The organism is Subtercola lobariae (genome assembly GCF_014640255.1).
In the GTDB taxonomy this organism is placed as follows: Bacteria; Actinomycetota; Actinomycetes; order Actinomycetales; family Microbacteriaceae; genus Subtercola; species Subtercola lobariae.
This window is the reverse complement of sequence record NZ_BMGP01000001.1, coordinates 457,206-480,639: the sequence shown is the minus strand read 5'-3', so window position 1 is coordinate 480,639 and position 23,434 is coordinate 457,206. Positions and strand designations below refer to the sequence as shown.

Genomic DNA, 23,434 nt, shown 5'->3' with positions numbered 1-23,434 from the left:
GCGAGCTCCTCTCCCGGCACATTCACACCGAACGTTAAGCCAATCGTATTGGCTGAGCCGCCGGGCACGACCCCTATCGGGGTGTCAGCACCCCTACGGCTTCCACATGATGCGTGTGCGGAAAAAGATCGAAGGCGGTGAGCGACCGCAATTCGTAGCCTCCGGCGTCGAGCTGGCCGAGGTCGCGGGCGAACGCCACAGGGTCGCACGCCACATATACCAACTGGGCGGGGCGCAGTTCGAGCAAGCTCTTCACGACCTGCTTGCCCGCACCCGAGCGCGGTGGGTCGATGACCACGGATGCCCGCTCGAACCGCCCCCGGTCAGCCGACGTCATGGTGCGTAACATCTGGCCGAGGTACCGATCGACGCGAGCGGTCACGGCTGTCGCCTTGGCGAAATCACGCAGGTTGAAGCCGGCGTTCTCGGTGGCCCGCGCATCGCTTTCTACCGACTCGATGCGAGTGCCGGCGCCGAATCGATCTCCGACCGCGGCGGTCAAGAGGCCCACGCCGCCGTAGAGGTCGAGGTTCGGGGCGTCAGCGTCGAAAAGCTGCTCGATGAGCTGCCGTTGCACGGCGCCGGTAAGTGTGGCCGCAGCTCTGTGGTGCACCTGCCAGAAGCCCAGTTCGTCGAGCCGAAACTCGCGCTCACCGACCCGTTCGACGATCGGTTTGCCCACTGGGGGTTTGCCGGCCGGGGGCGTACGTTCGCCCGCTGCGGGCGCGTGCACCACCACACGGGCGCCGCGGCGACCATCTGAGATGACGTCGACACTTTCGGCGCCGAAGAGCCGTTCATCCAGCGGCGAAGCGTATTCGACGGCAGGCGTCGCGAGAGGCAGGTCGGGTACGGCCACGACGCGGTGCGATCGGGCGGCGTAGGGCCCGACGATGCCATCGGAGTCGACGTGCAGGCTCACCCGTGAGCGCCAGCCGAGCCCGTTGGCTGCGTCATCGCCTGCGACGGGTTCGACAACGACATCGAGCGCAGTGTGGTCGGTGAGCTTGGCGAACCGCTGCAACGAGTCGACGATCACCTGACGCTTGAGTTCGCGCTGCCACGGCAGGTCGATGTGCCCGAACTCGGCGCCGCCGGCCCGGGCATCAGGGTCTCGTTCGAGGGCCGCCGACTGCCACACGTGCGGTCGGCGGTGCGGCGAGGGGTCGATGACCGAGGTCGTTTCCGCACGCCAGAACGAGGCATGGTCGTCGGCAGAGATGCGGGCGAGCACCGTTTCGCCCGGAATCGCGTCGGCCACGAACACCACCCGGCCGTCGAGCCGGGCGACGCCGACGCCGCCGTGCGCCACGTTCGTGACCTCGAGTTCAACGGTCGTGCCCAGCAATTCGCCCATCGCCCCAGCATTGCACAGCGCCTCGGTTGGTTAGTATTGCGGGCTATGCGGCTCTATCTCGCCTCCACCTCGCCGGCTCGTCTCGCCTTGCTTCGACAAGTGGGCATCGAGCCCGTCGTCGTGCCGTCGTTCGTCGACGAAGAAGCCGCCGTGGTGGCTGCCGAAGCGGCGAACGGCCCGCTCTCTGCGGGTGAGCTCGTGCAGCTTCTGGCCCGATTGAAAGCGGAGGCCGTTGTTGACGCGCTGCCGGGCGGCTCGCCCATCGATGGTTTCATTCTGGGCGGCGACTCGGCCTTCGAATTCGGCGGTGTCATCTACGGCAAACCGCACCTGCCCGAGCTGGCCGTCGAACGTTGGCGTGCCTACCGCGGGCGTTCTGGCGTTCTGCACAGCGGGCATTGGATGATCGACCACCGCACCGCGCAGGCCGGCCCCTCTGCGGTGGCCGCAGCAGCGGTAGGCGCCGTCACCTCGGCCACGGTCTCTTTCGCGGCAGACATCACCGACGCCGAAATCGACGCGTACGTGGCGACCGGCGAACCGCTCGAGGTGGCCGGAGCCTTCACCGTCGACGGGCGAGCAGCTCCCTTTATCACCAGCGTGACCGGGGCGCCGTCGACGGTCATCGGAATGTCGTTGCCGACCCTGCGAGACCTGGTCGGCAGGCTGGGCGAACCCCTGACCGCGTTTCAGGGGGTCTGACGGGGCAACGGTCATGACAGCCTTCGGCTGCTGGCGTTGTAGGGTTTCGCGCCGTTTGCCACAGCATTTTTGTGGGCACATACCAAAGCCACGGGCATCCGTGCGAATAGGCTAAGGAACTATGCCCCGAATAACGAAAGTTCTGATTGCCAACCGTGGCGAAATAGCGGTGCGGGTGATTCGGGCGGCACGTGACTCGAATATCGGGTCGGTCGCGGTCTACGCCGATCAAGATCGCGAGTCGATGCACGTACAGCTCGCCGACGAAGCGTACGCACTCGGCGGCACGACCAGCGCCGAAACGTACCTGGTCATCGACAAGATCTTGTCGATCGCCAAACGCTCTGGCGCAGACGCGGTTCACCCGGGCTACGGGTTTCTGGCCGAGAACGCCGCATTCGCGCAGGCCGTCATCGATGCCGGGCTGATCTGGATCGGCCCCTCGCCCGACGCCATCGAGCTGCTGGGCGACAAAGTCTCTGCGCGGCACATCGCCGAGCGGGTCGGCGCACCACTCGCTCCCGGAACCCTCGACCCCGTATCGGGTGCCGACGACGTGCTCGAATTCGCCCGCCAATACGGGCTGCCCGTTGCGATCAAGGCGGCCTTCGGCGGCGGCGGGCGCGGACTCAAGGTCGCCCGAACCGTGGAAGAGATTCCCGAGCTGTTCGAATCGGCCACTCGCGAGGCCATCGCGGCCTTCGGGCGCGGCGAATGCTTCGTGGAGAAATACCTCGACCAGCCGCGCCATGTCGAGACCCAGTGTCTTGCCGATGCGCATGGCAACGTCGTGGTGGTGTCGACCCGCGACTGCTCGCTGCAGCGGCGGCACCAGAAACTCGTCGAAGAGGCTCCCGCTCCCTATCTGAGCGATGCGCAGAACGCCGAGCTCTACCGCGCTTCGAAGGCCATTCTGCGTGAAGTCGGGTACGTCGGCGCCGGCACCTGCGAGTTCTTGGTCGCGAAAGACGGCACGGTGTCGTTTCTCGAGGTGAACACGAGACTGCAGGTCGAGCATCCGGTGTCTGAAGAAGTCACCGGAATCGACCTGGTGCGCGAACAATTCAGGCTGGCCGAGGGCGGCATTCTGGGGTACGACGACCCCGAGCCGCGCGGCCACTCATTCGAATTCCGCATCAACGGCGAAGACGCCGGCCGCGGCTTCTTGCCGAGCCCGGGGCCGATTCACGTGTTCAAAGCCCCCGGTGGCCCTGGCGTGCGGGTGGATTCGGGCGTGACCGCGGGCGACGTGATCACCGGCTCGTTCGACTCACTGCTCGCGAAGCTCATCGTCACCGGAGCAACCCGCGAAGAAGCACTCGAACGCTCGCGGCGCGCTCTCGACGAGTTCGAGGTGGCCGGCCTGCCGACCGTTCTGCCCTTTCATCGCGCGATCGTTCGCGACAAGGCGTTCGCACCCGACGCGGGGCAGCCGTTCGGCGTGTACACGCTGTGGATCGAGACCGAGTTCGTAAACGAGATCGAGCCGTGGAGCGGTTCGCTCGAAGAGGCCACTCCGGCCGCTGGGCGCAGCACGGTGGTCGTCGAAGTGGATGGCAAGCGAATCGAAGTGGTTCTGCCCGAACGGCTGCTGACGGCCGCGGGTGGTGGCGCCCCTGCCGGCGGTTCGGTGACCACGTTGGGAGCGCCGCCTCGGCGACGCGCCACGAGCAGCGGCGCCCGGTCGTCGACGGGCAATGCCGTGAAGGCGCCCATGCAGGCGACCATTGTGAAGCTCGCGGTCGCTGAGGGCGACAAGGTGGTCAAGGGCGACCTGATTCTGGTGCTCGAAGCCATGAAGATGGAGCAGCCGATTCAGGCTCACAAAGACGGTGTCGTCGGCGCGATCGATGCGACGGTGGGCACCACGGTGTCGTCGGGGCATCGGCTTCTGGAGATCGCAGACCACGCGGCGTAGCGGCCGGCGCGTGGTCATCGGCCTGCGCGCGGCGGGTTCGGCGGGGCGCAGGTGCGGGCTCAGGCCTGAGTGCGGCGTCTGTCGGGTGCGGCGTCTGTCGCGCGTGAGAGCATTGACGTATGCCGAGTGATGCGTTTCCGCTCGTCGATGTCGCCGACATCGTGCGGCTCGTCGGGCCGCCGGCGTTCGAGCGCGGGCGCGGGTACGCGCGTGGTTCCGAGATCGTCGACGTGCTCTGGAACCCCGAGAACGGGATGCTCGAGGGAGTCGTTCAGGGCAGCGCTGCGCTTCCTTACCACTGCCGAATCTCCTTGACAGAGGCCGGCTCGAAGTTTCTGATCGAGCACGAATCTGCCTGCAGCTGCCCGGTCGCTTTCGACTGCAAGCACGTCGCCGCAACCCTGTTGGCCAGCAATGCCCGGCATCTGCGCGAAACGGCGGCAGCCTCAGGCCTGACGCCGGCGCGCGAGCTCGGCTCTCGCGCTCGCTTCGATTCCCGGTACGAACCGCAAACCCGAGGCGAACGCGATTCGGGTTCAGCCGCCATGACGAAGTGGCACGTCGACGATCAGGCCGCAGACCTCGTGCGGGCCGCCGACGAGACGTGGTACCCGCCCGAGCCTCGGCACCGACCTGCGCCGGCCTTTGATCCATCAGACTGGCGAGCGGCGCTGACCGGCAACCGAAGCCGCGTAGAGCCGCCCGCCCCGACGCCGATGGGGTTGCAGTTCGAGATTCGCGAGTTCGTGACCCGCACGAAAGAGCAGTGGCGCGGCCTGCAGTCGCAGACGGCCAAGCCGGGGCGCCCGGGTGACGACGCGGGCAGGCCGCCACGACGGCTTGCCGTGCGCCCCGTCATTCGCAACCATGCCGGCACCTTTGTGAAGGCGAACGTCAGCTGGGCGACGTTCGCTCACCACGTCAATCGACTGAATCTCGACGAGCGTCAATTGCGCTGGTTCGCCCAATTTCAGGCACTGCATCGCGCCACTCGCGAGCTCTACAGCGCGAATGAGGCCGACTGGCTCTACCTCGACGATTTCGCGAGCCCCTTGATGTGGAACCTGCTCGGCGAAGCCGGATCGCTCGGCATTCCGCTGCTCGGATCGAAAAAGAGCGTGGCCGTTCACGTCGAAGCACATGCCTCCGTTCGACTCGACGCTGCTGGCGGAGCGGCAGATGACCTGGTGCTGACCCCGGTGGTCACCATCGACGGTCACGATTTCGCGGCCGATACGGCCGGCGCGATCGGTGATCACGGCGTGTATTTCTACGAGCTCGGAGAGGGTGCGCGCATCGTTCTGGCGCCGCTCGGCGCGGAATCGGCCGACACCTTTGCGGCCGGCGCGGGTGCTGTGCCGGTGGCCCAGCGATCGGCGTTGGGGTCGACTGCGCCACGACTTACACCTGACGTTCGCGAGTTGCTCGGCCGAGCATCCGTCATCACCGTGCCCGCAGCCGACCGAACGGAGTTCTTCGAGAACTACTTCGGCCGCCTTCGGCGCGAGGTCACCGTGACACCCGTCGACGACTCGGTACAGCTGCCAGCCGTGGTGACGCCCACCCTGCTTCTCACAGCGCGATTTCGGCCGAAGAACGTGCTTCAGCTCGACTGGTCGTGGCGGTACGGCGACGTCGCGGCGGCCGCCTGGAACGAGCGAGACCCGGCGGCAGAAGAAACGATCAGCGAGAGCGTCACACGACTTCTCGAACGGCTGATCGACGATCACAGCGGGCAGGGCATCGAGGGCGCGATGCTGGGCTTCGACGACACCAGCCAAAGGGATGCTCGGGGCTCGCAGTTCGGCGCTCTGAGCCCGAACCTCGTGCTTCAGGGCTTCGAAGCAGCGGTATTCGCCGAGAAGGTGCTGCCCGCACTCGAAGGCCAGGTCGACGTTCGAGTGCAGATCGTGGGCACCCGGCCGCCGTACCGCGAACTCACCGGATCGCCCGAGCTCACCATCACCACCGTCGAGAGCGACAAGCGCGACTGGTTCGACCTCGGCATCGTGGTCAACATGAACGGGTACCGAATTCCGTTCGCGCCGCTGTTCAAGGCGCTGGCCCGCAAGCAGAAGAAGCTGCTGATGGTCGATAAGACCTACCTCACGCTCGATCATCCGGTGTTCGACCGACTTCGCGAGCTGCTCGAAGAGGCTTCCGCCCTCGATGAATGGCAGACCGGGGTTCGCATCAGCCGCTACCAGGCCGATTTGTGGAGTGAATTCGAAGACCTGGCAGAAGAGACGGTGCAGGCCGTGGCCTGGCGCGAGGCCGTTTCGGCGCTCAACGACACCGAACTCATCGCGCCGACCCCGTTGCCAACCGGGCTGGCCGCGAGTCTGCGGCCCTACCAGCTTGCGGGCTTCGAGTGGCTGGCCTTCTTGCATCAGCATGGGCTCGGCGGCGTGCTGGCCGACGACATGGGGCTCGGCAAGACGCTTCAGACGCTGGCGCTCTTCGCGCACGCGCGGCAGAGCGGGGCGCGCGACGCCCCACCGTTTCTTGTGGTGGCGCCCACCTCGGTGGTCTCGAATTGGGCCAGCGAAGCTGCTCGGTTCACGCCCGGCCTCAGCGTGAAGGCTATTGCGGCCACTCAAGCGAAGAGCCCTACCTCCCTCGCTGATGCCGCGCGCGGCGCAGACATCGTGGTGACGAGTTACACCCTGTTTCGACTCGATGAGCAGCACTACCGCAACCTCGGCTGGTCGGGGCTGGTGCTCGACGAGGCGCAGTTCGTCAAGAACCACACGTCGAAACTGCACCGATGCGCCAAAGAGTTCGACGCTCCGTTCAAGCTGGCGATCACCGGAACGCCGCTTGAGAACAACCTGATGGAGCTGTGGTCGTTGTTCGACATCGTGGCTCCGGGGCTGTTCGCTTCGGCGCGAAAGTTCACCGAAGACTATGTTCGCCCCATCGAGCGAGGGCTCGACACCGAGTTGCTCGGTCGGCTTCGCCGGCGCATCCGCCCGTTTCTGATGCGGCGAACCAAAGAGCTGGTGGCACCCGAGCTGCCGGCGAAGCAGGAGCAGGTGCTGAACATCGCCCTCACACCCGCACATCGCACTCTGTACGACACGTTCTTTCAGCGTGAGCGGCAAAAGCTCCTCGGGCTCATCGACGACCTCGACCGAAACCGGCTCATCGTCTTTCGATCGCTCACCCTGCTTCGCATGCTGAGCCTTGATGCCTCGCTGATCGACGAAAAGTACGCCGGTCTCGGGTCGGCAAAGCTCGACGCGCTTCTCGAGCAGATCGAAGACGTGGCCGCAGAAGGTCATCGCGCGCTGGTCTTCAGCCAGTTCACGTCGTTTCTCGGCAAAGCCGCAGAGCGGCTCACCGAACGGGGTGTCGAATTCGATTACCTCGATGGTTCGACGAGACGCCGTGCCGACGTGATCGCTCATTTCAAGGCGGGCACGGCACCGGTCTTTCTCATCAGCTTGAAGGCGGGTGGGTTCGGCCTGAATCTCACCGAAGCCGACTATGTGTTCTTGCTCGACCCATGGTGGAACCCGGCGACGGAATCGCAGGCCATCGACAGAACTCATCGCATCGGCCAGCAGAAGAGCGTCAACGTGTATCGCCTGGTCGCCAGCGACACCATCGAAGAGAAGGTGATGGCACTGAAAGCGAAGAAGGCGCAACTCTTCGACGCGGTACTCGACGACGATGCCGCCTTCAGCACCGCCCTCAGCACAGACGACATTCGCGGCCTGCTCGACGCCTGAACCAACCTGCGCAGCTCGTCGGCGGGCGCGGCCCGGCCGGCTCACTCCTCTCGGCCGGGTCAGAGGCCGCACGGCTCCGGCCAGAACCAGCACCCCGTGCTTCCGGCGGGCAGCGACACCACGATGGTCGAGTGCTGCCACTCCGACGACCCCGCCACGTTCGTCGCCACGATGTCGAAGTCGAACGCGCCCGGCCCTGCCGGCGTGCCCGAGAGCTTTCCGGTGAGCCGGTTCACCGAGAGACCGGGCGGCAGCGCCCCGATGGCGACGAACGAGATCACATCGACCCCCGAAGCGGCAACGGTCTGGTCGTAGCCCACACCCACCGTCGCCGACCCCGCGACCGCCGTCGACGTGATTCGGGGAGCCACGTCGACCCGCGCAACAGAGCTCGTGTCACTATTGGCCAGATACACCGAACCAGTGCCATCGACCGCCATCGATTGCGCGAAAGGCGTCAAGCCGAGCGTGGCTACTTTCCCGGCCACAGACCCGTCGATCGCAATCATCGACAGCGAGTTCGTACCGACGTCGCTGATGTAGACGTTGCCGAGCAGATCGCTGGCGAGAGCGAATGGGCGCGAGCCGGGAGTGACCGTATTCGAAACCACATTGAGCCCAGACGGCAGGCCGAGATCGACCTTCGTCACCGTGTCGCCCACGAAACTGACCGAGTAGGCGAAGCCGTGGTGATCGAACGCAAGTGCCAGCGGATGCAGACCGGCCGGCAGATCTGCCCAGTCGTCGACAACGCTCGCGCCGCCGTGCATGTCGAAACTAATTCTCGAAATCGTGTGATCGCCCGCATTGGCGATGTACAGCTGCCCGTCGTCAGCGAACTGAAGAGATTGCGATTCTGCACCTGCCGCCAACCGGTATTCGCCGAGCACAATGCCGAGCGGCGAGATCTGGGTGACCGTCTCGTCGGCGGAGTTCAGCGTGAAAACGTTTCCGCTGGGGCCGGTCGCCACGGCGATGGGATGTCGCGAAGTGAGCGCCGAGCCCAGCGCGCGAGTGAACGTGTCGTCGATCTTGCCCGTCACGGGGTCGAGTTTGTAGAGGGCGCTCAGGGTGAGGCTCGTCACGTAGAGGCTGCCCCGGGCATCCTGAGCCATGCTCTGTGGCAGCGAAAAGGTCGGCAGCGCCCCGTCGAACAGAGGGTCGACTGAGCCGTCTGGAAGCAGCTTCGACACCGAATCGGTTCCGCTGTTCGCAGTGAACACGCTGCCATCTGCCGCCGCAACGACCGCACTCGGCGCAGAGCCCGTGGGTAACGCCCCGAACCAATCGTTGACGCTCGGGGCCGCGGCTGCCACGAGTGGCGCACCGCCGAACATCAGCGCAATGACCGTCACCATGGCCGTGGCTGAGCCGGCTAACGCCCTCGTTGTGCGCGAAATCATGATGCTCCTTCTTCTCTGGCCGAGAGCCTCGGCTCGACATAACACGAGACTAACTCATGTTTAAAACGTCGCCGAACGCCTGTGGATAACTCCGTGGGCGGCGAGTGCCCTTGTCGACAGCACAGTGATCAATTTCACCATTCTGCATTGCTTTTACCACTGCGGCATTGTTACGGTGGTGTGCGGCCCTGCGCCGCCCAGCCGAATTGCCCAGCGTCGGGCAAAGAGAGGAGCATTCTCATGAGTACCGAGAGAACAGACCCCCGTGAGTACGATGTGATCGTTGTGGGGTACGGGCCCACTGGAATGGTGCTGGCGCCGCTGCTCGCGCAGGCAGGCCACCGCGTCGCCGTTCTCGAGCGTTTCGCAGGCCTGTACAACCTGCCGCGCGCCGCTACCTTCGATGACGAGACGCAACGAATCATGCAGAAGCTCGGTCTGGGCGACGCAATCGCGGCGGGCACCCGGCCGGTGTTCACCTACGACTGGACCAACGGCACCGGCGATCTGCTCGACCGGCACATCTTCGCCGAGTCGGGCATCTCGGGCTGGCCCGAGTTCAACATGGTGTACCAGCCCTGGCTCGAAGACCAGCTCGACGCCCTCGGCCGGTCGTTGCCGGGCATCGACATCTTGCACGAGCACCGCGTCACCGGCCTGGTTCAGCATGACGACCATGTGAGTCTCAGCGTCGAGACTCCCGACGGACCGAAAACCATCAACGCTGAGTACGTGGTCGGCAGCGATGGTGGCAACAGCACCATTCGAGAGCTTCTGGGCATCGAGAGCGACGACTATGGATTTCGCGAACCGTGGCTCGTCTGCGATTTTCGGCTCACGCACCCCATGCAGGGGTTGCCTCAGGCGTTGCAGCTCGGCGACCCGGCAGGGCCCGTCTCGATCTTCTCCATCGACGACGAACACCAACGGTTCGCGTTCATGCTCGACGGCGCGAATGAGTTCGACGAGCTGACCGAGGCTGACGTCTGGCACAAAGTGGCACGGTGGTTGACCCCCGAAGACGCCGAGCCGCTGAGAATCGCGACCTATACCTTTCGCTCGCGTTCGGCGCAGCAGTGGCGAGTCGGCCGTGTGCTGCTCGCCGGCGACGCCGCCCACGAAATGCCGCCCTTTCTCGGCCAGGGCATGTGCTCCGGCATTCGGGATGCGAACAATCTGGCGTGGAAGCTCGACCTCGTGCTGTCGGGCAGGGCCGCCCCGAGCATCCTCGACACCTACCAGCAAGAGCGCGCACCGCACGTGGAGAAGATCACACGCAAAGCGATCGAGATGGGTCGGTTGCAGACCATTCGCGACCCTGAGCTGGCGCGCGCACGTGACGAGTGGATGCTCAGAGCCCTCGCCACCTCGGGTGCGCCGGCCGCCTACGCTTTTCCCGGCTACGACGACGGGTTCTTCTCAGCAGAGAGTTGCGATCACGGCACTGGAGTGCTGTTTCCGCAGGGCTTCGTGACGGGGATCGACCAGGCGCCGCACCGGCTCGACGACCTGTTCGGCACGGGCTTTCACCTCGTGACCACTGACGCGGGTGTTCTGGGCGACGAGCACCTGGCGGCCGCTGCACGGGGCGGCCTCGACGTGTTCGTGCTCACCTCACGCGACGACGCGGCTCGCTCTCGGGCGTTGCTGGCCGAAGAGCCTGGCGTTCACGTACTGACCGACGCCGATGGTCGGTACCTCCGCTGGTTCGAGGCGAATGGATGCTCGGCCGCCCTCGTTCGCCCCGACAGCTATGTCTTCGGAACAACACGCGATGCTGACGGCCTGACGGCGGTGCTGGCCGAACTCGCCGAGCTGAGTTCGCTGACCGTCGGCTAGGCGGCGATGGGCGGCACGGCGTCGGCCCGTGGGCTGCACGGCGTCGGCCCGACGTCGGCAGCGAAGCCAGCCCGCCGGGCTCGCCCAGCTCGCTACAGAACGATGTGCATCGCCCGGGCAGCGTCGGTGATCGACGTCGTCAGCGACGGGTACACCGAGAATGCGCGGGAGAGCTGGTCGACCGTCAGGCGATGCTCCACCGCGAGCGCGATCGAGAAGATCAGCTCGCTCGCCTTCGGCGCTACGACCACACCCCCGATGACCGTGCCCGAGCCCGTGCGCGCGAACAGCTTCACGAAGCCGTCTTTGATGCCCATCATCTTGGCGCGCGGGTTCTCTGACAGCGGCAGTTTGTAGATGTCGCCCTGCGCGATGCCCTCTTCGATCTGCCGCTGAGTCCAGCCCACGGTCGCGATCTCGGGCTGGGTGAAGATGTTCGAGGCGACGTTTCGAATCTCGGTGGGATTCACGGCATCGCCCATCGCGTGAAACACCGCCGTGCGGCCCTGCATCGACGCAACGGATGCGAGTGGCAAGAAGGTCGTGCAGTCACCGGCCGCGTAAATGCTCGGCACGCTCGTTCGCGCTACCCGATTGACCCGGATATGCCCTGACTCGGTGAGCTGAACGCCCGCCTCTTCAAGACCGATGCCCGCTGTGTTCGGAATCGCGCCGACCGCCATGAGGCAGTGCGAGCCCTCGACCGTGCGGCCGTCGGAGAGGGTGGCCACGACGCCGTTCTCGGTTCGAACGACCGAATCGGCCCGCGACTTATTGAGCACGGTCATGCCGTTGCGGCGAAACACGTTCTCGATCACGGCCGCTGCATCGGCGTCTTCACCGGGCAGAACCTGGTCGCGACTCGAGATGAGGGTGACCTTCGAGCCGAGCGCCGTATAGGCCGAAGCGAACTCGGCGCCCGTCACGCCCGACCCCACCACAATCAGGTGCTCGGGAATCGCCTCGAGCGAGTAGAGCTGAGTCCAGGTGAAGATGCGTTCGCCGTCGGGCATGGCGCTGGTCAGGAGCCTCGGGCTCGCGCCGACCGAGATGACGGTCGTGTCTCCCTCGATACGGTCGAAGTCGATGCCGTTGGGGCCCGTACCGGTTGAGACGATGACGGCGTCACGGCCATCCAATCGGCCTTCACCCTGCACGATGCGCACGCCCGAACGAATGAGAGTGGACTTCATGTCTTCAGACTGCTGGCGAGCGAGGCCGAGCAGTCGCTTGTTCACGGCCGCGATGTTCACGGCGACGTCGGGTCGCACGGGGCGCCCTGCGTCGGTGCGGCTGAAGAACTGCACACCGAGATCGGCTGCCTCACCGATGGCGCTGGCCGCTTCTGCAGTAGAGATGAGTGTCTTCGACGGAACGACGTCGGTCAGCACGGCCGCGCCGCCCACTCCGACCCGTTCGACAAGGGTCACATCGGCACCCAACTGGGCACCCGCGATGGCCGCTTCATACCCACCCGGGCCCCCACCGAGAATGGTGATTCTCTGCTTACGCTCGAATTCATAGGCCATATCGTCCATTCTTCCCCAGGCCGAGGTTCGCGGCCAAACTGCACAGGTTTCGGCATCGGCCGAATGAGCACTGCTCGGGGTAACTAAAGTGGTGTAATGTCTTCTGAAGTAACGAATCCCCTCGACCAGCCCGACCTGTCGCCGTTCGATATCGCACGCGAAGCCGCGGGCCAGATCGCCGAGAAAACGGGTATCGACAAGCACGACATTGCTCTCACCTTGGGCAGCGGCTGGGCGAAGGCCGCCGACCTCATCGGTGAGACCGTGGCCACCATTCCGGCCACCGAGATCGTGGGGTTCAGTGCGCCGGCCGTGGTGGGGCACGTCGGTTCGCTGCGGTCGGTGCGGCTGCCGGGCGGCAAGCACGCGCTGGTGATCGGGGCGCGAACGCACTACTACGAGAATCACGGGGTGCGCCGCGTCGTGCACAGTGTTCGCACCGCTGCTGCGGCGGGGGCATCCATCATGATCTTGACCAACGGCGCCGGCGGAATACGCGAAACCTGGTCGCCAGGGCAACCCGTGCTGATCAGCGACCACATCAACCTCACCGCGAACTCACCGCTCGAGGGCGCCACGTTCATCGACCTCACCGACCTCTATTCGAAGCGTCTGCGCGGCATCGCACGAGAAGTGGATGCTTCGCTCGACGAGGGCGTCTACGTTCAGTTTCGCGGGCCTCACTACGAAACTCCCGCAGAAGTGCAGATGGCGAAGACCATCGGCGGCCACATCGTGGGCATGTCGACCGCCCTCGAGGCAATCGCGGCACGCGAGGCCGGTATGGAGGTGCTGGGCATGTCGCTCATCACCAACCTCGCCGCCGGTATCTCACCGACCCCGCTATCACACGTCGAGGTTATCGACGCCGGCCGCTCGGCCGAGCCCGTCATCAGCGCCCTGCTCGCACGCATCGTGGCGGCTCTGTGAACATCAAAGCGGTGAATATGAAAGCGGTGAACAACAAAGCGGTGAACAACGAAGCGGGGAGCGATGCGGCTGCGCAGAGCGCGGCGGGCAAAACGGCGCCGGGCGAGAGCGATGTGGCGCTACTTGCCGTCGCGCAAGCCTGGCGCGAGCAAGACCCCGACGATGAGACGCGGGCCGAACTCGGCGCACTGATCGATGATGTGCTGGCGAGTGGCAGGACCTCTGCCGAGGCGGCCGCGAGCGGCACGGCTCCGGCCGAGACGGCTGCCAGCGGCACGACCTCTACCGAGGCGGCCGCGAGCGGCACTGCTCCGGCCGACGCGGCTGCCAGCGGCACGGCTGCGGCCGAGGCGCCGGCCGCCGGCTCGCTTGCCGCTGCCCACACGGATTCGGCCGCCGCTCAGGCGCTCGAGACGCTGCGGCAGCGGTTCGACGGGCGTCTGAAGTTCGGCACAGCGGGCCTCCGCGGCGAGATCGCGGCTGGGCCGACCCGTATGAACAGGGCGGTGGTCGGTCAGGCGGCGGCAGGGCTCGCCGCGTACCTCGTGCAGAAGGCGCAGCCGGGCGTCACACCATCGGTCGTCATCGGCTACGACGGCCGCAAGAACTCTGCCGTGTTCGCACGGGATTCGGCCGAGCTGATGGCGGGGGCGGGCATCCGTGCCGTCTTGCTGCCGCGTCTCCTGCCCACCCCGCTGGTGGCTTTTGCTGTGCGTCACCTCGGCGTGAGTGCCGGCATCATGGTGACGGCGTCACACAACCCGCCGAACGACAACGGCTACAAGGTCTACCTCGGCGGCGCAGACGAAGGCGCCCAGATCGTTACGCCGGCCGACGAAGAGATCGAGGCCGAGATCGTGCGCGTGGCGACCACGCTGAAGGTCACTGAACTGCCGCGCTCGACTCACTACGAAACGGCACCCGAGTCGCTCATCGAGGCCTACATCACCGAGACCGCCCGCGTGGGCTGGCTGCCGCCCGCCGAAATCGGCGCACAACCCCGGGTGGTCTACACGGCCATGCACGGAGTGGGCTGGCACACGTTCAGTCGAGTACTCGGCGCGGCCGGATTCATCGAACCCGACGTGGTGACGGCACAGTTGCAGCCAGACCCGCGCTTTCCCACCGTCGCTTTTCCGAACCCCGAAGAGCCGGGCGCGCTCGACCTCGCGTACGAAACCGCGCGGTCGGCCGGCGCACAGCTCATCATGGCGAACGACCCCGACGCCGACCGGCTGGCCATCGCCATTCCCGACGCCTCTAGCGCGTCGGGGTATCGCCGCCTCACGGGCAACCAGGTGGGCGCGCTGCTCGGCTGGCGAGCCGCCGAGGCGGCCGCTCGAGGCAGCGCGACTAGCGCGGATGCCCCACCGACGCTCGCGTGCTCCGTAGTCTCCTCGCCGGCACTCGCCGCAGTCGCTGCAGCGTACGGGCTCCGTTTTCGCGAGACGCTTACCGGCTTCAAGTGGGTGTCGCGTGTGCCCGGATTGATCTTCGGCTACGAAGAAGCACTCGGCTACCTTGTGAACCCCACCACGCTGCGCGACAAAGACGGAATCTCTGCCGCGGTCGCTTTTCTTTCGCTCGCCAGCGACCTCGCAGTCGACGGGTACACCATCGCCGACCAGCTCGACCGATTCAGCGAGAAGTTCGGCCACTTCGATTCGGCTCAGATCTCGCTTCGGGTCACCGATCTGGCCCGAATCGACGAGATCATGGCGTCGTTGCGTCGAACGCCACCCCGATTGATCGGTGGGCTCACGGTAGCAAGCATCGACGATCTGTCGGCCGGCTCCGCTGAGCTTCCCGCCAGCGACATTCTTCGCATACGCACCTCAGACGGCTCGCGCATCATGGTTCGCCCGAGCGGCACCGAACCCAAGCTCAAGGTGTACATCGACGTGTCGAGCACCGAGGGCTCGGTCAAAAAGCGCAAGAAGTCGGTGGCCACACGGCTGCAGGCGCTCGAGACCGGAATGCGCGAGCTGGTCGCGTGAGCGACGTGATCGACGCGACCGACGCGCTTGGCGCTACCGAGCCACCTGACGCGGGCGCGGCGAGCACCGAGTCGGCCAGCCCCGGCAGCGAGATCGTCACTGCCGAGCTGCCTGGCCCCAGCAGCGGGTTCGTGCAGTCGCTCGCGCGGGGGCTGTCGGTCATCCGTGTCTTCGGCCACGACAACCCGCTCATGACCCTCAGCGACATCGCTCGTGCAACGGGTCTCACCCGGGCCACCACACGGCGGTTCTTGATGACACTGATAGAGCTGGGCTACGTGCGAACCGACGGCAAGACCTTCGCACTCACGGCGCAAGTGCTCGAGCTGGGCTTCAGTTACCTTTCGGGCATCACGCTGCCCGAAATCGCGCAACCGCAACTCGAAGAGCTGTCGCACGCGATCGGCGAATCGACCTCTGCCGCCATTCTCGACGGCTCAGACATCGTTTACATCGTGCGCGTGCCGACGCATCGAATCATGAGTGTCGGAATCAATCTCGGCACACGGCTGCCCGCCTACGCCACGTCGATGGGCCGGGTTCTGCTGGCGGGTTTGACACCAGACGAACTCGCGCTGTACCTGCACGATGTGAAGCTGCAAGCTCTCACGAAACGCACTGTTGTATCAGAGAGCGCGTTGATCGCCGAACTCGACCGCGTGCGCGAGCAGGGCTGGGCCCTGGCCGACCAAGAGCTCGAACCGGGCCTGCGGTCGATCGCAGCGCCCATCCACAACGCCGCCGGCAGTGTTATCGCGGCCATAAACGTGTCGACGGCCGCGTCCTCCGGCACGAGCGCCTCCTTGCGCGCCGCAGCTCTGCCCTCGCTGCGCGCCACCGCCGCCCACATCGAGGCCGACTACGCGACGGCTCAGCGCGCCGCCCACTAGCTCCTGCAACCTGGCGAGCTAGCCGAGCGCCGCCTCGAGCTTCGCCACCAGCTCGTCGACGTCGAAGTAGTTCTGCACCACGATCACGTCGGCGTTCGTCGCACCGAGCTTCGACACGAACTCCGGCGAGGTCAGAATCACCTGGGCATCCGCTGCCGCAACCGCCACGCTCGCCAGGTCGGCCGCAGTGACGTCTGCCTCAATGTCGAGCCGCGCTAGCGCGCGTTCGGCGTTCACCTTGAGAATTCCGGAGGTTCCTACCCCCGCCCCGCAGATCGCCACGATCTTCATACGGCCGCCGTCGCACTACACAACGCACTCGCCGCACTGACGGCATTCACCGCACCCACACCACTCACCGCGCAGCGCCCAGCGCCGCACGCACGCCGGCCGCACTCGTCGCCGCCGCGATGCGCTCGATCACACTCTGATCGTTGAACACGTTCGCCAGCTCTGCGATCTCACCGACGTGCTCATCAGCCGTCAGCACCGCGAGCCCCAGCACCACCGACACCGGGTCGTTGTACGGATGCCCGAACACCACCGGCTCGGCCAGCGTCACGACCGACATTCCTGCCTTCAGCACGTCATCTCCGGGCCGAGCATGAGCGAGCGCGAGCCCCGGAGCGATGACGATGTACGCGCCGAACTGCTCGACCATGGCGACCATGCGCGGGCCGTACTCCGCCGTGACACAGCCCGCGGCCTCAAGCGCGGTGCCTGCCAACAGCACGGCACCTCGCCAGTCGGCAGCTGAGGCGTGCAACAGTATCGCTGCGTCGGGAAGGTCGAGCATCCTGCTACCTGCTTACGCGTCTTCGAAGCCCTCAGAGATGATCTCTGCGAGCTCTTCACGGTCTTCGAGGGGTAAGAACGTGGCCGCGGCGGCGTTCTGCTGAAACACTTCAAGGTCTGACAGGTCGTACTCGAACGCGTCGGCGAGCAGGGCGAGCTCACGGCTGATGCTCGTGTTGCTCATCAGGCGGTTGTCGGTGTTGACGGTCACCTTGAAACCCAACTGGTAGAGCAGGTCGAATGGATGCTCGGAAAGGTCTGTTCCCCAGGCCGAAATCGCCCCCGTCTGCAGGTTCGACGAGGGCGCCAGCTCTAGCGCGATCTCACGGTCTTTCACCCACTGCGAAAGGCGACCGAGGGTTACATACGTGTTCTCGTCGTCTTGCCGTTCGATGGTGATGTCTTCGGCGAGCCGCACCCCGTGCCCGAGCCGCAGCGCACGGCCGTCGAACAACGCGCCGCGAATGCTCTCGAGCCCGTCTGCCTCGCCTGCGTGCACGGTGACCGGAAAGAAGTTCTGCGCGAGGTAGTCGAACGCGGCGCGGTGATTGCCTGCCGGAAAACCGAGTTCGGCACCGGCGATGTCGAAGCCCACTACTCCGCGTTCACGGTGGCGAACCGCCAGCTCGGCGATCTCGAGACCGCGGTCGGCATGCCGCATCGCGGTGACCAGCTGGCCGACCCGAATGATCTGCCCGGCCGGCCCGTAGCCGCCCGCGCGCGCGTCGTCGATGCCCGCCTCGATGCCCTCTTGCACGGCGTCGACGACCTCGTCGAGGCTGAGCCCGGTGCCGAGATGCTGCTCGGGTGCCCAGCGCACTTCGCCGTAGATCACGCCGTCGAGCGCAAGGTCTTGCACGAACTCGCGGGCGACACGGCTGAGGCCTTCGCGCGTCTGCATGACGGCCGTCGTGACGTCGAACGTCTTCAGGTACGAGACGAGCGAGCCCGAATCGGCGCTGTTCTCGAACCAATCTGCGAGCGCGGTCTCACCCGCGGCCGGCAGTTCGAGCCCGATAGCGTCGGCCAGCTCGATGATGGTCTCGGCCCGCGGCCCGCCGTCGAGATGATCGTGCAATGAGATCTTCGGCAGCCCGCTGATGCTGATATCGGTTGACGCCAAGAAGTACTCTTCGGCTGCGGCAGACATCGGTGTTCCTCCAGAAGCGAGGCGGGGCTGCCTCATCGCGGCGCAGGTGCTGTGCCTCACACAATCTATCGGAACGCCCCCACCCCCGCCCAGGTCAGTTGGTGCCCGGCCGCCCAGTACCGAGCAGACTGTCAGCTATCGCACGGGCCGCGAAGGATGCCCGCTCCCCCACGAACTCGGCCGACCGCTCACTGAAGCTCGTCGCCACGTACGGCACCGTCAGCACGGCGACCGCGCCCTCTCCCGACGCATCGAGCACCGGATACACGATGTCGGTGATGCCCGGCTGCAGGGCATCGGGTCTCACGAGGTGGCCGCGCACGGCGATCTCGGCGAGCGTTGGCGAAGCAACTGAGGAAGCAGTTGAGGCGCGCCCCGCGGCGCCACCCTCGACCCGAACCGCAGCGGCTCCCGCGCCGCGGCCGGCCATCACGGGGGTCGGAAACGCGAGCTGAACCTGCCCCGACGCGGTCGTCTCCAGTTCGAACAGGGCGCCGACCCGAACCTGAAACCCGAAATCGCTCGGGCTCACGACTTGCGCCACCACGCGCATCCGGTCGGCGTCGTACACGCTGAGGTTGCACGACGAACGCGTTTCGTCGGCCAGCCTGCGCAACACCGGCAGCGCTGCCGCGATGAGCGAACGCAACGGTTCGTGCCGGTGCGCGAGGTCGAAGAGCCGCGTCGACAGGAGATACAGGCCCGACTGCGCGTCTCGATACAGATACCCGCGGCGTTCGAGCGTGGCCAAGACCCGAAAGATCTGGCTGACGCTTCGGCCCACGGCAGCCGCGATGTCGGCCTGGCTGAGTGGACCGTCGGCAGAACTCAGCACCTCGAGAATGTCGAGGGCCTTGTCGAGCGCCGGGGCGGCGTATTCGGGCGGCGCGGGGCGCGCCGAACTCACGGGGCCGGCCGGGTGCGCGGTGTCGGCAGGGTTCGCGGTGTCGGCAGGGTTCGCGGTTTCGGCAGGGTTCGCGGTTTCGGCAGGTTCCACGGGGCCGGCCGGGCTCACAACGAGGCAGCCATCGACGCGAGCAGCCGGCGCGCAATGGTGCGTTCAATATCGTCGGGAACGGGTTGCGCGCCCGCCACGAGACCCGCGGCGCCGAGCGCCACTCGTTCGAGCGAAAGGGCCTGCAGCATGAACCCGAGATCCATCGACTGAATCGAATTGCCCTTCGGCTCCCTGCCGGCGAGGTTGAACATGCGGCCCTGGGCGATGAGCACCACCGATCGGCCGTCGGGCAGCTCGATTCGGTCGATCGCCTCGTCGACCGCGACCGCCTTGGTCGCCGATGCCATGAGCGCTGGCACGTCGATCTCCCACGGAAAGTGCCCGCAATTGGCCAGAACGACTCCGTCTGACAGCTCGGCGAACACCTCCGGCCCCACCACGCCAGGCTGCCCTGTCGCGGTGATCACGACATCGGCCCACGAAGCGAGACCCACGGCCGAATCGACCCGATAGCCGTCGAGCGCGGCCTCGAAGGCCTTCAATTCGTCGATCTCGGCGATGGCCACCTTGCCGCCCAATGACCGCAGATACTGTGCCACGCCCCGGCCGCACCAGCCGTAGCCCACCACGACAAACCGAGCGCCCGGAATCATCAGGTTCGTGATGCGCATGAAACTCTCCACCACCGACTGCCCCACCGCATGCCGATTCTCGCCGATCTGCTTGAGCACGCTGTCGTTGATGACGATCACCGGAAACGGCACGCGACCGGCCAATTCGGCGCGCAATCGATTGGCGCCCGAGGTGGTCTCTTCGGTGCCACCGAGAACCGCGGCGCCGCCGAGGTCAGCTGAGCCCTCCGAAGACTCACCGCCACCCACACCCGCCACCGAACCGCGCGCGATGACTCCCGCTGCCAGGTCGGCCCCGTTGTCGAGCAGGATGCTCGGCCGCGCATCGAGCACGGCCGCCACATTCTCGTGGTGCTGCTCGAGCGTGTCATCACGGCGCCCGAATATCGTCAGCCCCTGACTGCGCAGAAACGCGGCGATATCGTCTTGAGTCGACCCATGGTTGCCGGTGCCCACCACCGTGGCCCCGCCCGCCGCGAGCGTTTCGACCAGAATCGCCGTCTTCGGTTCGAGGTGCAGCGACATTCCGATGGTGTGACCCGCGAACGGCTGCGTCTGGGCGAAGTGCTCACGAGCCCCCGCGAGCAGCGGCATGCGCGAGCGGATCCATTCGAGACGCCGTGCCGCCCGCTCGACCAGCGCGGAGTCGTCATTCACCTGTGTACTCATGACCAGAGTATTTCATAGGTGAATGTCAGTTTCATATACGCTAACACTATGCCCCGAAAAATCATTCTCGACTGCGACCCCGGCCATGACGACGCGATCGCCCTGCTGCTCGCCCACGGCAACCCCGACATCGAACTCGTAGCCGTGACAACAGTGGTCGGCAATCAGACGCTCGAGAAGGTGACGCGAAACGCCCTCTCGGTGGCACGCGTTGCGGGCATCACCGGTGTGCCGTTCGCTGCAGGATGCTCGCGCCCGCTCGTTCGCGCCGCAGAAGTAGCGGGCGCCATCCACGGCGACTCAGGTCTCGACGGCCCGGTGCTTCCCGAACCGACCCTCGAGCTCGACCCCAGGCACGCCGTCGATCTCATCATCGACACCGTAATGGCGCACGAGCCCGGCGAGATCACCCTCGTTCCCACCGGCGGGCTCACGAACATCGCCATGGCCGTGCGTAAAGAGCCGCGCATCGCCTCGCGCGTGCGGGAGGTCGTGCTGATGGGCGGCGCCTACGCCGGCGGAAACTGGAGCGCCACCAGCGAATTCAACATCATCATCGACCCGGAGGCCGCCCACATCGTCTTCAACGAGACGTGGCCGCTCACCATGGTCGGCCTCGATCTGACGCATCAGGCCCTGGCGACGCCCGAGGTGGCCGCGGCGATCGAGGCGGTCGGCACCGCGCCAGCCCGATTCGTTGGCGAGCTGCTCGAGTTCTTCGGCGAGACCTATCGCGAGCACCAGGGGTTCGACTACCCGCCCGTGCACGACCCCTGCGCGGTCGCCTATGTCATCGACCCGAGCGTCATGACCGTACGCAAAACTCCACTCGACGTCGAACTCACCGGCACGCTCACGCTCGGGATGACCGTGGCCGACTTCAGAGCGCCGGCACCCTCAGACTGCACGACCCAGGTCGCCACCGCCCTCGATCATCCACGTTTCTGGGCCCTCATCGTCGACGCCCTCGAACGCATCGGCGACCCCACCCCCTAACGCGAGAGCACTTCCGCACAAACCACCCCCCGCGCAGGTTGCGCAAAGGCACCTCCACCGCGCCGCGAAGGTGCTTCTGCGCAACCCACGCGTGTGACGCGGGAGGCCGAGCGCGAGTAGCGCAGCGGCTAGCCGATGCGTTCGGCGACCAGCGGCCCACGCGCCGTGTATTCGGCGGCGGGGCCGATGGCGTAGGCGCCGTCGAGCGCTTCGAGGGCTCGCTCGAAGCGGGCGGGCTCGTCAGCGCTGAGGGTGAAGAGGGGCTGCCCCGCAGTGACGGCCTCGCCGGCCTTCACGTGCAGGTCGATTCCGGCCGCGTGCTGCACGGGGTCGGATGCCCGTGCCCGCCCCGCGCCGAGCCGCCACGCCGCAATACCGAACGGCAACGCGAGCTGCTCGAGCAGAACGCCCGAGGCGTCGGCGTACACCGTGTGGGTTTCGCGGGCGACAGGTAGCGCGGCATCCGGGTCGCCGCCTTGGGCTCGAATCACGGCGCGCCAGGTGTCCATCGCCCGACCCGAGGCCAGCGCGCCTTCAACGTCGGCATCGGGATGCCCGGCCTGCGTGAGCATCTCGCGAGCGAGCGCCAACGTGAGCTCGATGATGTCGGCAGGCCCCCCACCAGCCAGCACCTCCACCGACTCACGCACCTCGTTCGCGTTGCCGATCGCGAGCCCGAGCGGACGGTGCATGTCGGTGAGCAGCGCCGACGTGCGAACGCCGGCGTCGTTACCGAGATCGACCATCGTCTGCGCCAGTTCGCGCGACAGAGCGATGTCTTGCATGAACGCGCCCGAGCCGAACTTCACATCGAGCACCAGAGCCTGAGTGCCCTCGGCGATCTTCTTGCTCATGATCGACGACGCGATGAGCGGAATCGCCTCGACCGTTCCCGTGGTGTCGCGCAGCGCGTAGAGCTTCTTGTCGGCCGGCGCGAGCCCGCCGCCGGCCGCGCAGATCACGCCGCCCACATCACGAAGTTGCGCGAACATCTCCTCATTCGTGATCTCCGCACGCCAGCCCGGGATGCTCTCGAGCTTGTCGAGCGTGCCGCCGGTGTGACCCAGCCCCCGCCCCGACAGTTGCGGAACAGCGACCCCGAACGACGCCACCAATGGCATCAGCGGCAGCGTGATCTTGTCGCCGACGCCGCCCGTCGAGTGCTTGTCGACCGTCGTTTTACCGAGCCCATCGAAGCTCATGGTCTCGCCACTGGCGATCATGGCGAGCGTGAGATCGCGAATCTCGCGTCGTTCCATACCGTTCAGCAGAATGGCCATCGCCATGGCTGACATCTGAGAGTCTTCGACGTACCCGCGGGTGTAGGCATCGATCATCCAGTCGATCTGAGACGTGGTGAGCAGCCCCTTGTCGCGCTTGGTGCGAATGAGGTCGACAATGTCGTGCGCTTCGGTGGTCATGACGCAGATTCTCCTTCGGCGAGCTCGCGCTCGGCCCGCTCTTCACGGATCTCTTCGGGGCCTTCGGGCTCCACACCGGTCGCCTCCGAGTACGCCACCAGCGTGCGCGGCCCGAACGCGTCGGGCAGCACCTCGTCGATGGTGCGAATGCCCGAAACAGTTTCGAGGAGCATCCCTTCGGCCGAGTGTTCGTAGAGCAACTGCCGACAGCGACCGCACGGCATCAACGCCCCGCCTTGCCCGTCGACACAGGTGAACGCCACGAGCTTGCCGCCGCCTGTCATGTGTAACGACGACACCAGCGCACACTCGGCGCAGAGCGTCAGCCCGTACGACGCGTTCTCGACGTTGCACCCCGAGATCACCCGCCCGTCGTCGACGATCGCGGCCACCCCCACCGGAAACTTCGAGTACGGCACGTACGCATGCCTCATGGCCTGCAGCGCCACCTCCCGCAGGTCATCCCAATCCACATCAGAACTTTTCACGTGAGCTCCTCAATCGTTTTTGTGAT

17 protein-coding genes and 1 pseudogene are annotated in these 23,434 nt (G+C 66.1%); 8 read left to right on the top strand and 10 right to left on the bottom strand.

Annotated elements, in window-relative coordinates:
• Positions 1 to 73: 73 nt before the first annotated feature.
• On the bottom strand, positions 74 to 1,357 hold the full coding sequence (locus tag IEX24_RS02260; RefSeq protein WP_188673005.1) for a class I SAM-dependent RNA methyltransferase: 1,284 nt from the start codon (positions 1,355 to 1,357) through the stop codon (positions 74 to 76).
• Between the two features lie 45 nt (positions 1,358 to 1,402).
• Between IEX24_RS02260 and IEX24_RS02255 the strand changes: the two genes are divergently transcribed.
• From IEX24_RS02255 to IEX24_RS02245, 3 genes are all read left to right on the top strand, one after another.
• Entirely contained in the window at positions 1,403 to 2,059 is a 657-nt protein-coding gene (locus IEX24_RS02255) for a Maf family protein (RefSeq protein WP_188673000.1), read from the top strand.
• 121 nt (positions 2,060 to 2,180) lie between these two features.
• Positions 2,181 to 3,977: an acetyl/propionyl/methylcrotonyl-CoA carboxylase subunit alpha gene (locus IEX24_RS02250; protein ID WP_188672997.1), complete on the top strand. Its 1,797-nt coding sequence runs from the start codon at positions 2,181 to 2,183 to the stop codon at positions 3,975 to 3,977.
• A gap of 119 nt (positions 3,978 to 4,096) precedes the next feature.
• Positions 4,097 to 7,711 (top strand): DEAD/DEAH box helicase, encoded by a 3,615-nt coding sequence (locus tag IEX24_RS02245; protein ID WP_188672994.1) that lies wholly within the window; start codon positions 4,097 to 4,099, stop codon positions 7,709 to 7,711.
• 59 nt (positions 7,712 to 7,770) lie between these two features.
• On the opposite strand, the gene IEX24_RS02240 is transcribed toward IEX24_RS02245, so the two are convergent.
• Positions 7,771 to 9,114, bottom strand: coding sequence for a putative Ig domain-containing protein (locus IEX24_RS02240; RefSeq protein WP_188672991.1), 1,344 nt, complete (start codon positions 9,112 to 9,114; stop codon positions 7,771 to 7,773).
• 240 nt (positions 9,115 to 9,354) lie between these two features.
• On the opposite strand from IEX24_RS02240, the gene mhpA reads away from it, so the two are divergent.
• Positions 9,355 to 10,953 (top strand): bifunctional 3-(3-hydroxy-phenyl)propionate/3-hydroxycinnamic acid hydroxylase MhpA, encoded by a 1,599-nt coding sequence (gene mhpA / locus IEX24_RS02235; RefSeq protein WP_188672988.1) that lies wholly within the window; start codon positions 9,355 to 9,357, stop codon positions 10,951 to 10,953.
• Positions 10,954 to 11,045: 92 nt separating this feature from the next.
• On the opposite strand, the gene IEX24_RS02230 is transcribed toward mhpA, so the two are convergent.
• Positions 11,046 to 12,482: an NAD(P)H-quinone dehydrogenase gene (locus tag IEX24_RS02230; protein WP_188672985.1), complete on the bottom strand. Its 1,437-nt coding sequence runs from the start codon at positions 12,480 to 12,482 to the stop codon at positions 11,046 to 11,048.
• 96 nt (positions 12,483 to 12,578) lie between these two features.
• Here IEX24_RS02230 and IEX24_RS02225 point away from each other — a divergent pair, with 96 nt between their 5' ends.
• From IEX24_RS02225 to IEX24_RS02215, 3 genes are all read left to right on the top strand, one after another.
• On the top strand, positions 12,579 to 13,412 hold the full coding sequence (locus IEX24_RS02225) for a purine-nucleoside phosphorylase (RefSeq protein WP_188672982.1): 834 nt from the start codon (positions 12,579 to 12,581) through the stop codon (positions 13,410 to 13,412).
• A 17-nt stretch (positions 13,413 to 13,429) separates the two neighbouring features.
• Positions 13,430 to 15,409, top strand: a complete 1,980-nt coding sequence (locus IEX24_RS02220; protein ID WP_188672979.1) for a phospho-sugar mutase — start codon at positions 13,430 to 13,432, stop codon at positions 15,407 to 15,409.
• Positions 15,410 to 15,501: 92 nt separating this feature from the next.
• Positions 15,502 to 16,299: an IclR family transcriptional regulator domain-containing protein gene (locus IEX24_RS02215; protein ID WP_188674233.1), complete on the top strand. Its 798-nt coding sequence runs from the start codon at positions 15,502 to 15,504 to the stop codon at positions 16,297 to 16,299.
• A gap of 18 nt (positions 16,300 to 16,317) precedes the next feature.
• Here IEX24_RS02215 and IEX24_RS02210 read toward each other — a convergent pair whose 3' ends face one another.
• From IEX24_RS02210 to IEX24_RS02190, 5 genes are all read right to left on the bottom strand, one after another.
• The gene (locus IEX24_RS02210) at positions 16,318 to 16,590 is read right to left on the bottom strand and encodes a PTS sugar transporter subunit IIB (protein ID WP_188672974.1); all 273 of its coding nucleotides are present in this window, start codon (positions 16,588 to 16,590) and stop codon (positions 16,318 to 16,320) included.
• 64 nt (positions 16,591 to 16,654) lie between these two features.
• Positions 16,655 to 17,095 carry a PTS sugar transporter subunit IIA gene (locus IEX24_RS02205; RefSeq protein WP_188672969.1) on the bottom strand — a complete coding sequence of 147 codons (441 nt, stop codon included), beginning with the start codon at positions 17,093 to 17,095 and terminating at the stop codon, positions 16,655 to 16,657.
• A 12-nt stretch (positions 17,096 to 17,107) separates the two neighbouring features.
• Positions 17,108 to 18,244, bottom strand: coding sequence for an adenosine deaminase (locus tag IEX24_RS02200; protein ID WP_188672965.1), 1,137 nt, complete (start codon positions 18,242 to 18,244; stop codon positions 17,108 to 17,110).
• 94 nt (positions 18,245 to 18,338) lie between these two features.
• A complete protein-coding gene (locus IEX24_RS19390; RefSeq protein WP_229715042.1) occupies positions 18,339 to 19,241 on the bottom strand; it encodes an IclR family transcriptional regulator in 903 nt (300 codons plus the stop codon).
• 14 nt (positions 19,242 to 19,255) lie between these two features.
• On the bottom strand, positions 19,256 to 20,503 hold the full coding sequence (locus tag IEX24_RS02190) for an adenosylhomocysteinase (protein ID WP_188672962.1): 1,248 nt from the start codon (positions 20,501 to 20,503) through the stop codon (positions 19,256 to 19,258).
• Between the two features lie 48 nt (positions 20,504 to 20,551).
• Here IEX24_RS02190 and uriH point away from each other — a divergent pair, with 48 nt between their 5' ends.
• Positions 20,552 to 21,499, top strand: a complete 948-nt coding sequence (gene uriH / locus IEX24_RS02185; RefSeq protein WP_188672958.1) for a uridine-preferring nucleoside hydrolase UriH — start codon at positions 20,552 to 20,554, stop codon at positions 21,497 to 21,499.
• A 128-nt stretch (positions 21,500 to 21,627) separates the two neighbouring features.
• Here uriH and IEX24_RS02180 read toward each other — a convergent pair whose 3' ends face one another.
• Positions 21,628 to 22,920, bottom strand: a complete 1,293-nt coding sequence (locus IEX24_RS02180) for a thymidine phosphorylase (RefSeq protein WP_188672953.1) — start codon at positions 22,918 to 22,920, stop codon at positions 21,628 to 21,630.
• Between the two features lie 86 nt (positions 22,921 to 23,006).
• Positions 23,007 to 23,408, bottom strand: a pseudogene (locus IEX24_RS02175) (cytidine deaminase); the annotation flags it as partial.
• Positions 23,409 to 23,434: the final 26 nt, after the last annotated feature.

What these genes read in the sequence shown, in the direction of transcription:
- IEX24_RS02260 (WP_188673005.1), bottom strand. Translation starts at nt 1,357, where the DNA reads ATGGGCGAATTGCTGGGCACGACCGTTGAACTCGAGGTCACGAACGTG.
- IEX24_RS02255 (WP_188673000.1), top strand. Translation starts at nt 1,403, where the DNA reads ATGCGGCTCTATCTCGCCTCCACCTCGCCGGCTCGTCTCGCCTTGCTT.
- IEX24_RS02250 (WP_188672997.1), top strand. Translation starts at nt 2,181, where the DNA reads ATGCCCCGAATAACGAAAGTTCTGATTGCCAACCGTGGCGAAATAGCG.
- IEX24_RS02245 (WP_188672994.1), top strand. Translation starts at nt 4,097, where the DNA reads ATGCCGAGTGATGCGTTTCCGCTCGTCGATGTCGCCGACATCGTGCGG.
- IEX24_RS02240 (WP_188672991.1), bottom strand. Translation starts at nt 9,114, where the DNA reads ATGATTTCGCGCACAACGAGGGCGTTAGCCGGCTCAGCCACGGCCATG.
- mhpA (WP_188672988.1), top strand. Translation starts at nt 9,355, where the DNA reads ATGAGTACCGAGAGAACAGACCCCCGTGAGTACGATGTGATCGTTGTG.
- IEX24_RS02230 (WP_188672985.1), bottom strand. Translation starts at nt 12,482, where the DNA reads ATGGCCTATGAATTCGAGCGTAAGCAGAGAATCACCATTCTCGGTGGG.
- IEX24_RS02225 (WP_188672982.1), top strand. Translation starts at nt 12,579, where the DNA reads ATGTCTTCTGAAGTAACGAATCCCCTCGACCAGCCCGACCTGTCGCCG.
- IEX24_RS02220 (WP_188672979.1), top strand. Translation starts at nt 13,430, where the DNA reads ATGAAAGCGGTGAACAACAAAGCGGTGAACAACGAAGCGGGGAGCGAT.
- IEX24_RS02210 (WP_188672974.1), bottom strand. Translation starts at nt 16,590, where the DNA reads ATGAAGATCGTGGCGATCTGCGGGGCGGGGGTAGGAACCTCCGGAATT.
- IEX24_RS02205 (WP_188672969.1), bottom strand. Translation starts at nt 17,095, where the DNA reads ATGCTCGACCTTCCCGACGCAGCGATACTGTTGCACGCCTCAGCTGCC.
- IEX24_RS02200 (WP_188672965.1), bottom strand. Translation starts at nt 18,244, where the DNA reads ATGTCTGCCGCAGCCGAAGAGTACTTCTTGGCGTCAACCGATATCAGC.
- IEX24_RS02190 (WP_188672962.1), bottom strand. Translation starts at nt 20,503, where the DNA reads ATGAGTACACAGGTGAATGACGACTCCGCGCTGGTCGAGCGGGCGGCA.
- uriH (WP_188672958.1), top strand. Translation starts at nt 20,552, where the DNA reads ATGCCCCGAAAAATCATTCTCGACTGCGACCCCGGCCATGACGACGCG.
- IEX24_RS02180 (WP_188672953.1), bottom strand. Translation starts at nt 22,920, where the DNA reads ATGACCACCGAAGCGCACGACATTGTCGACCTCATTCGCACCAAGCGC.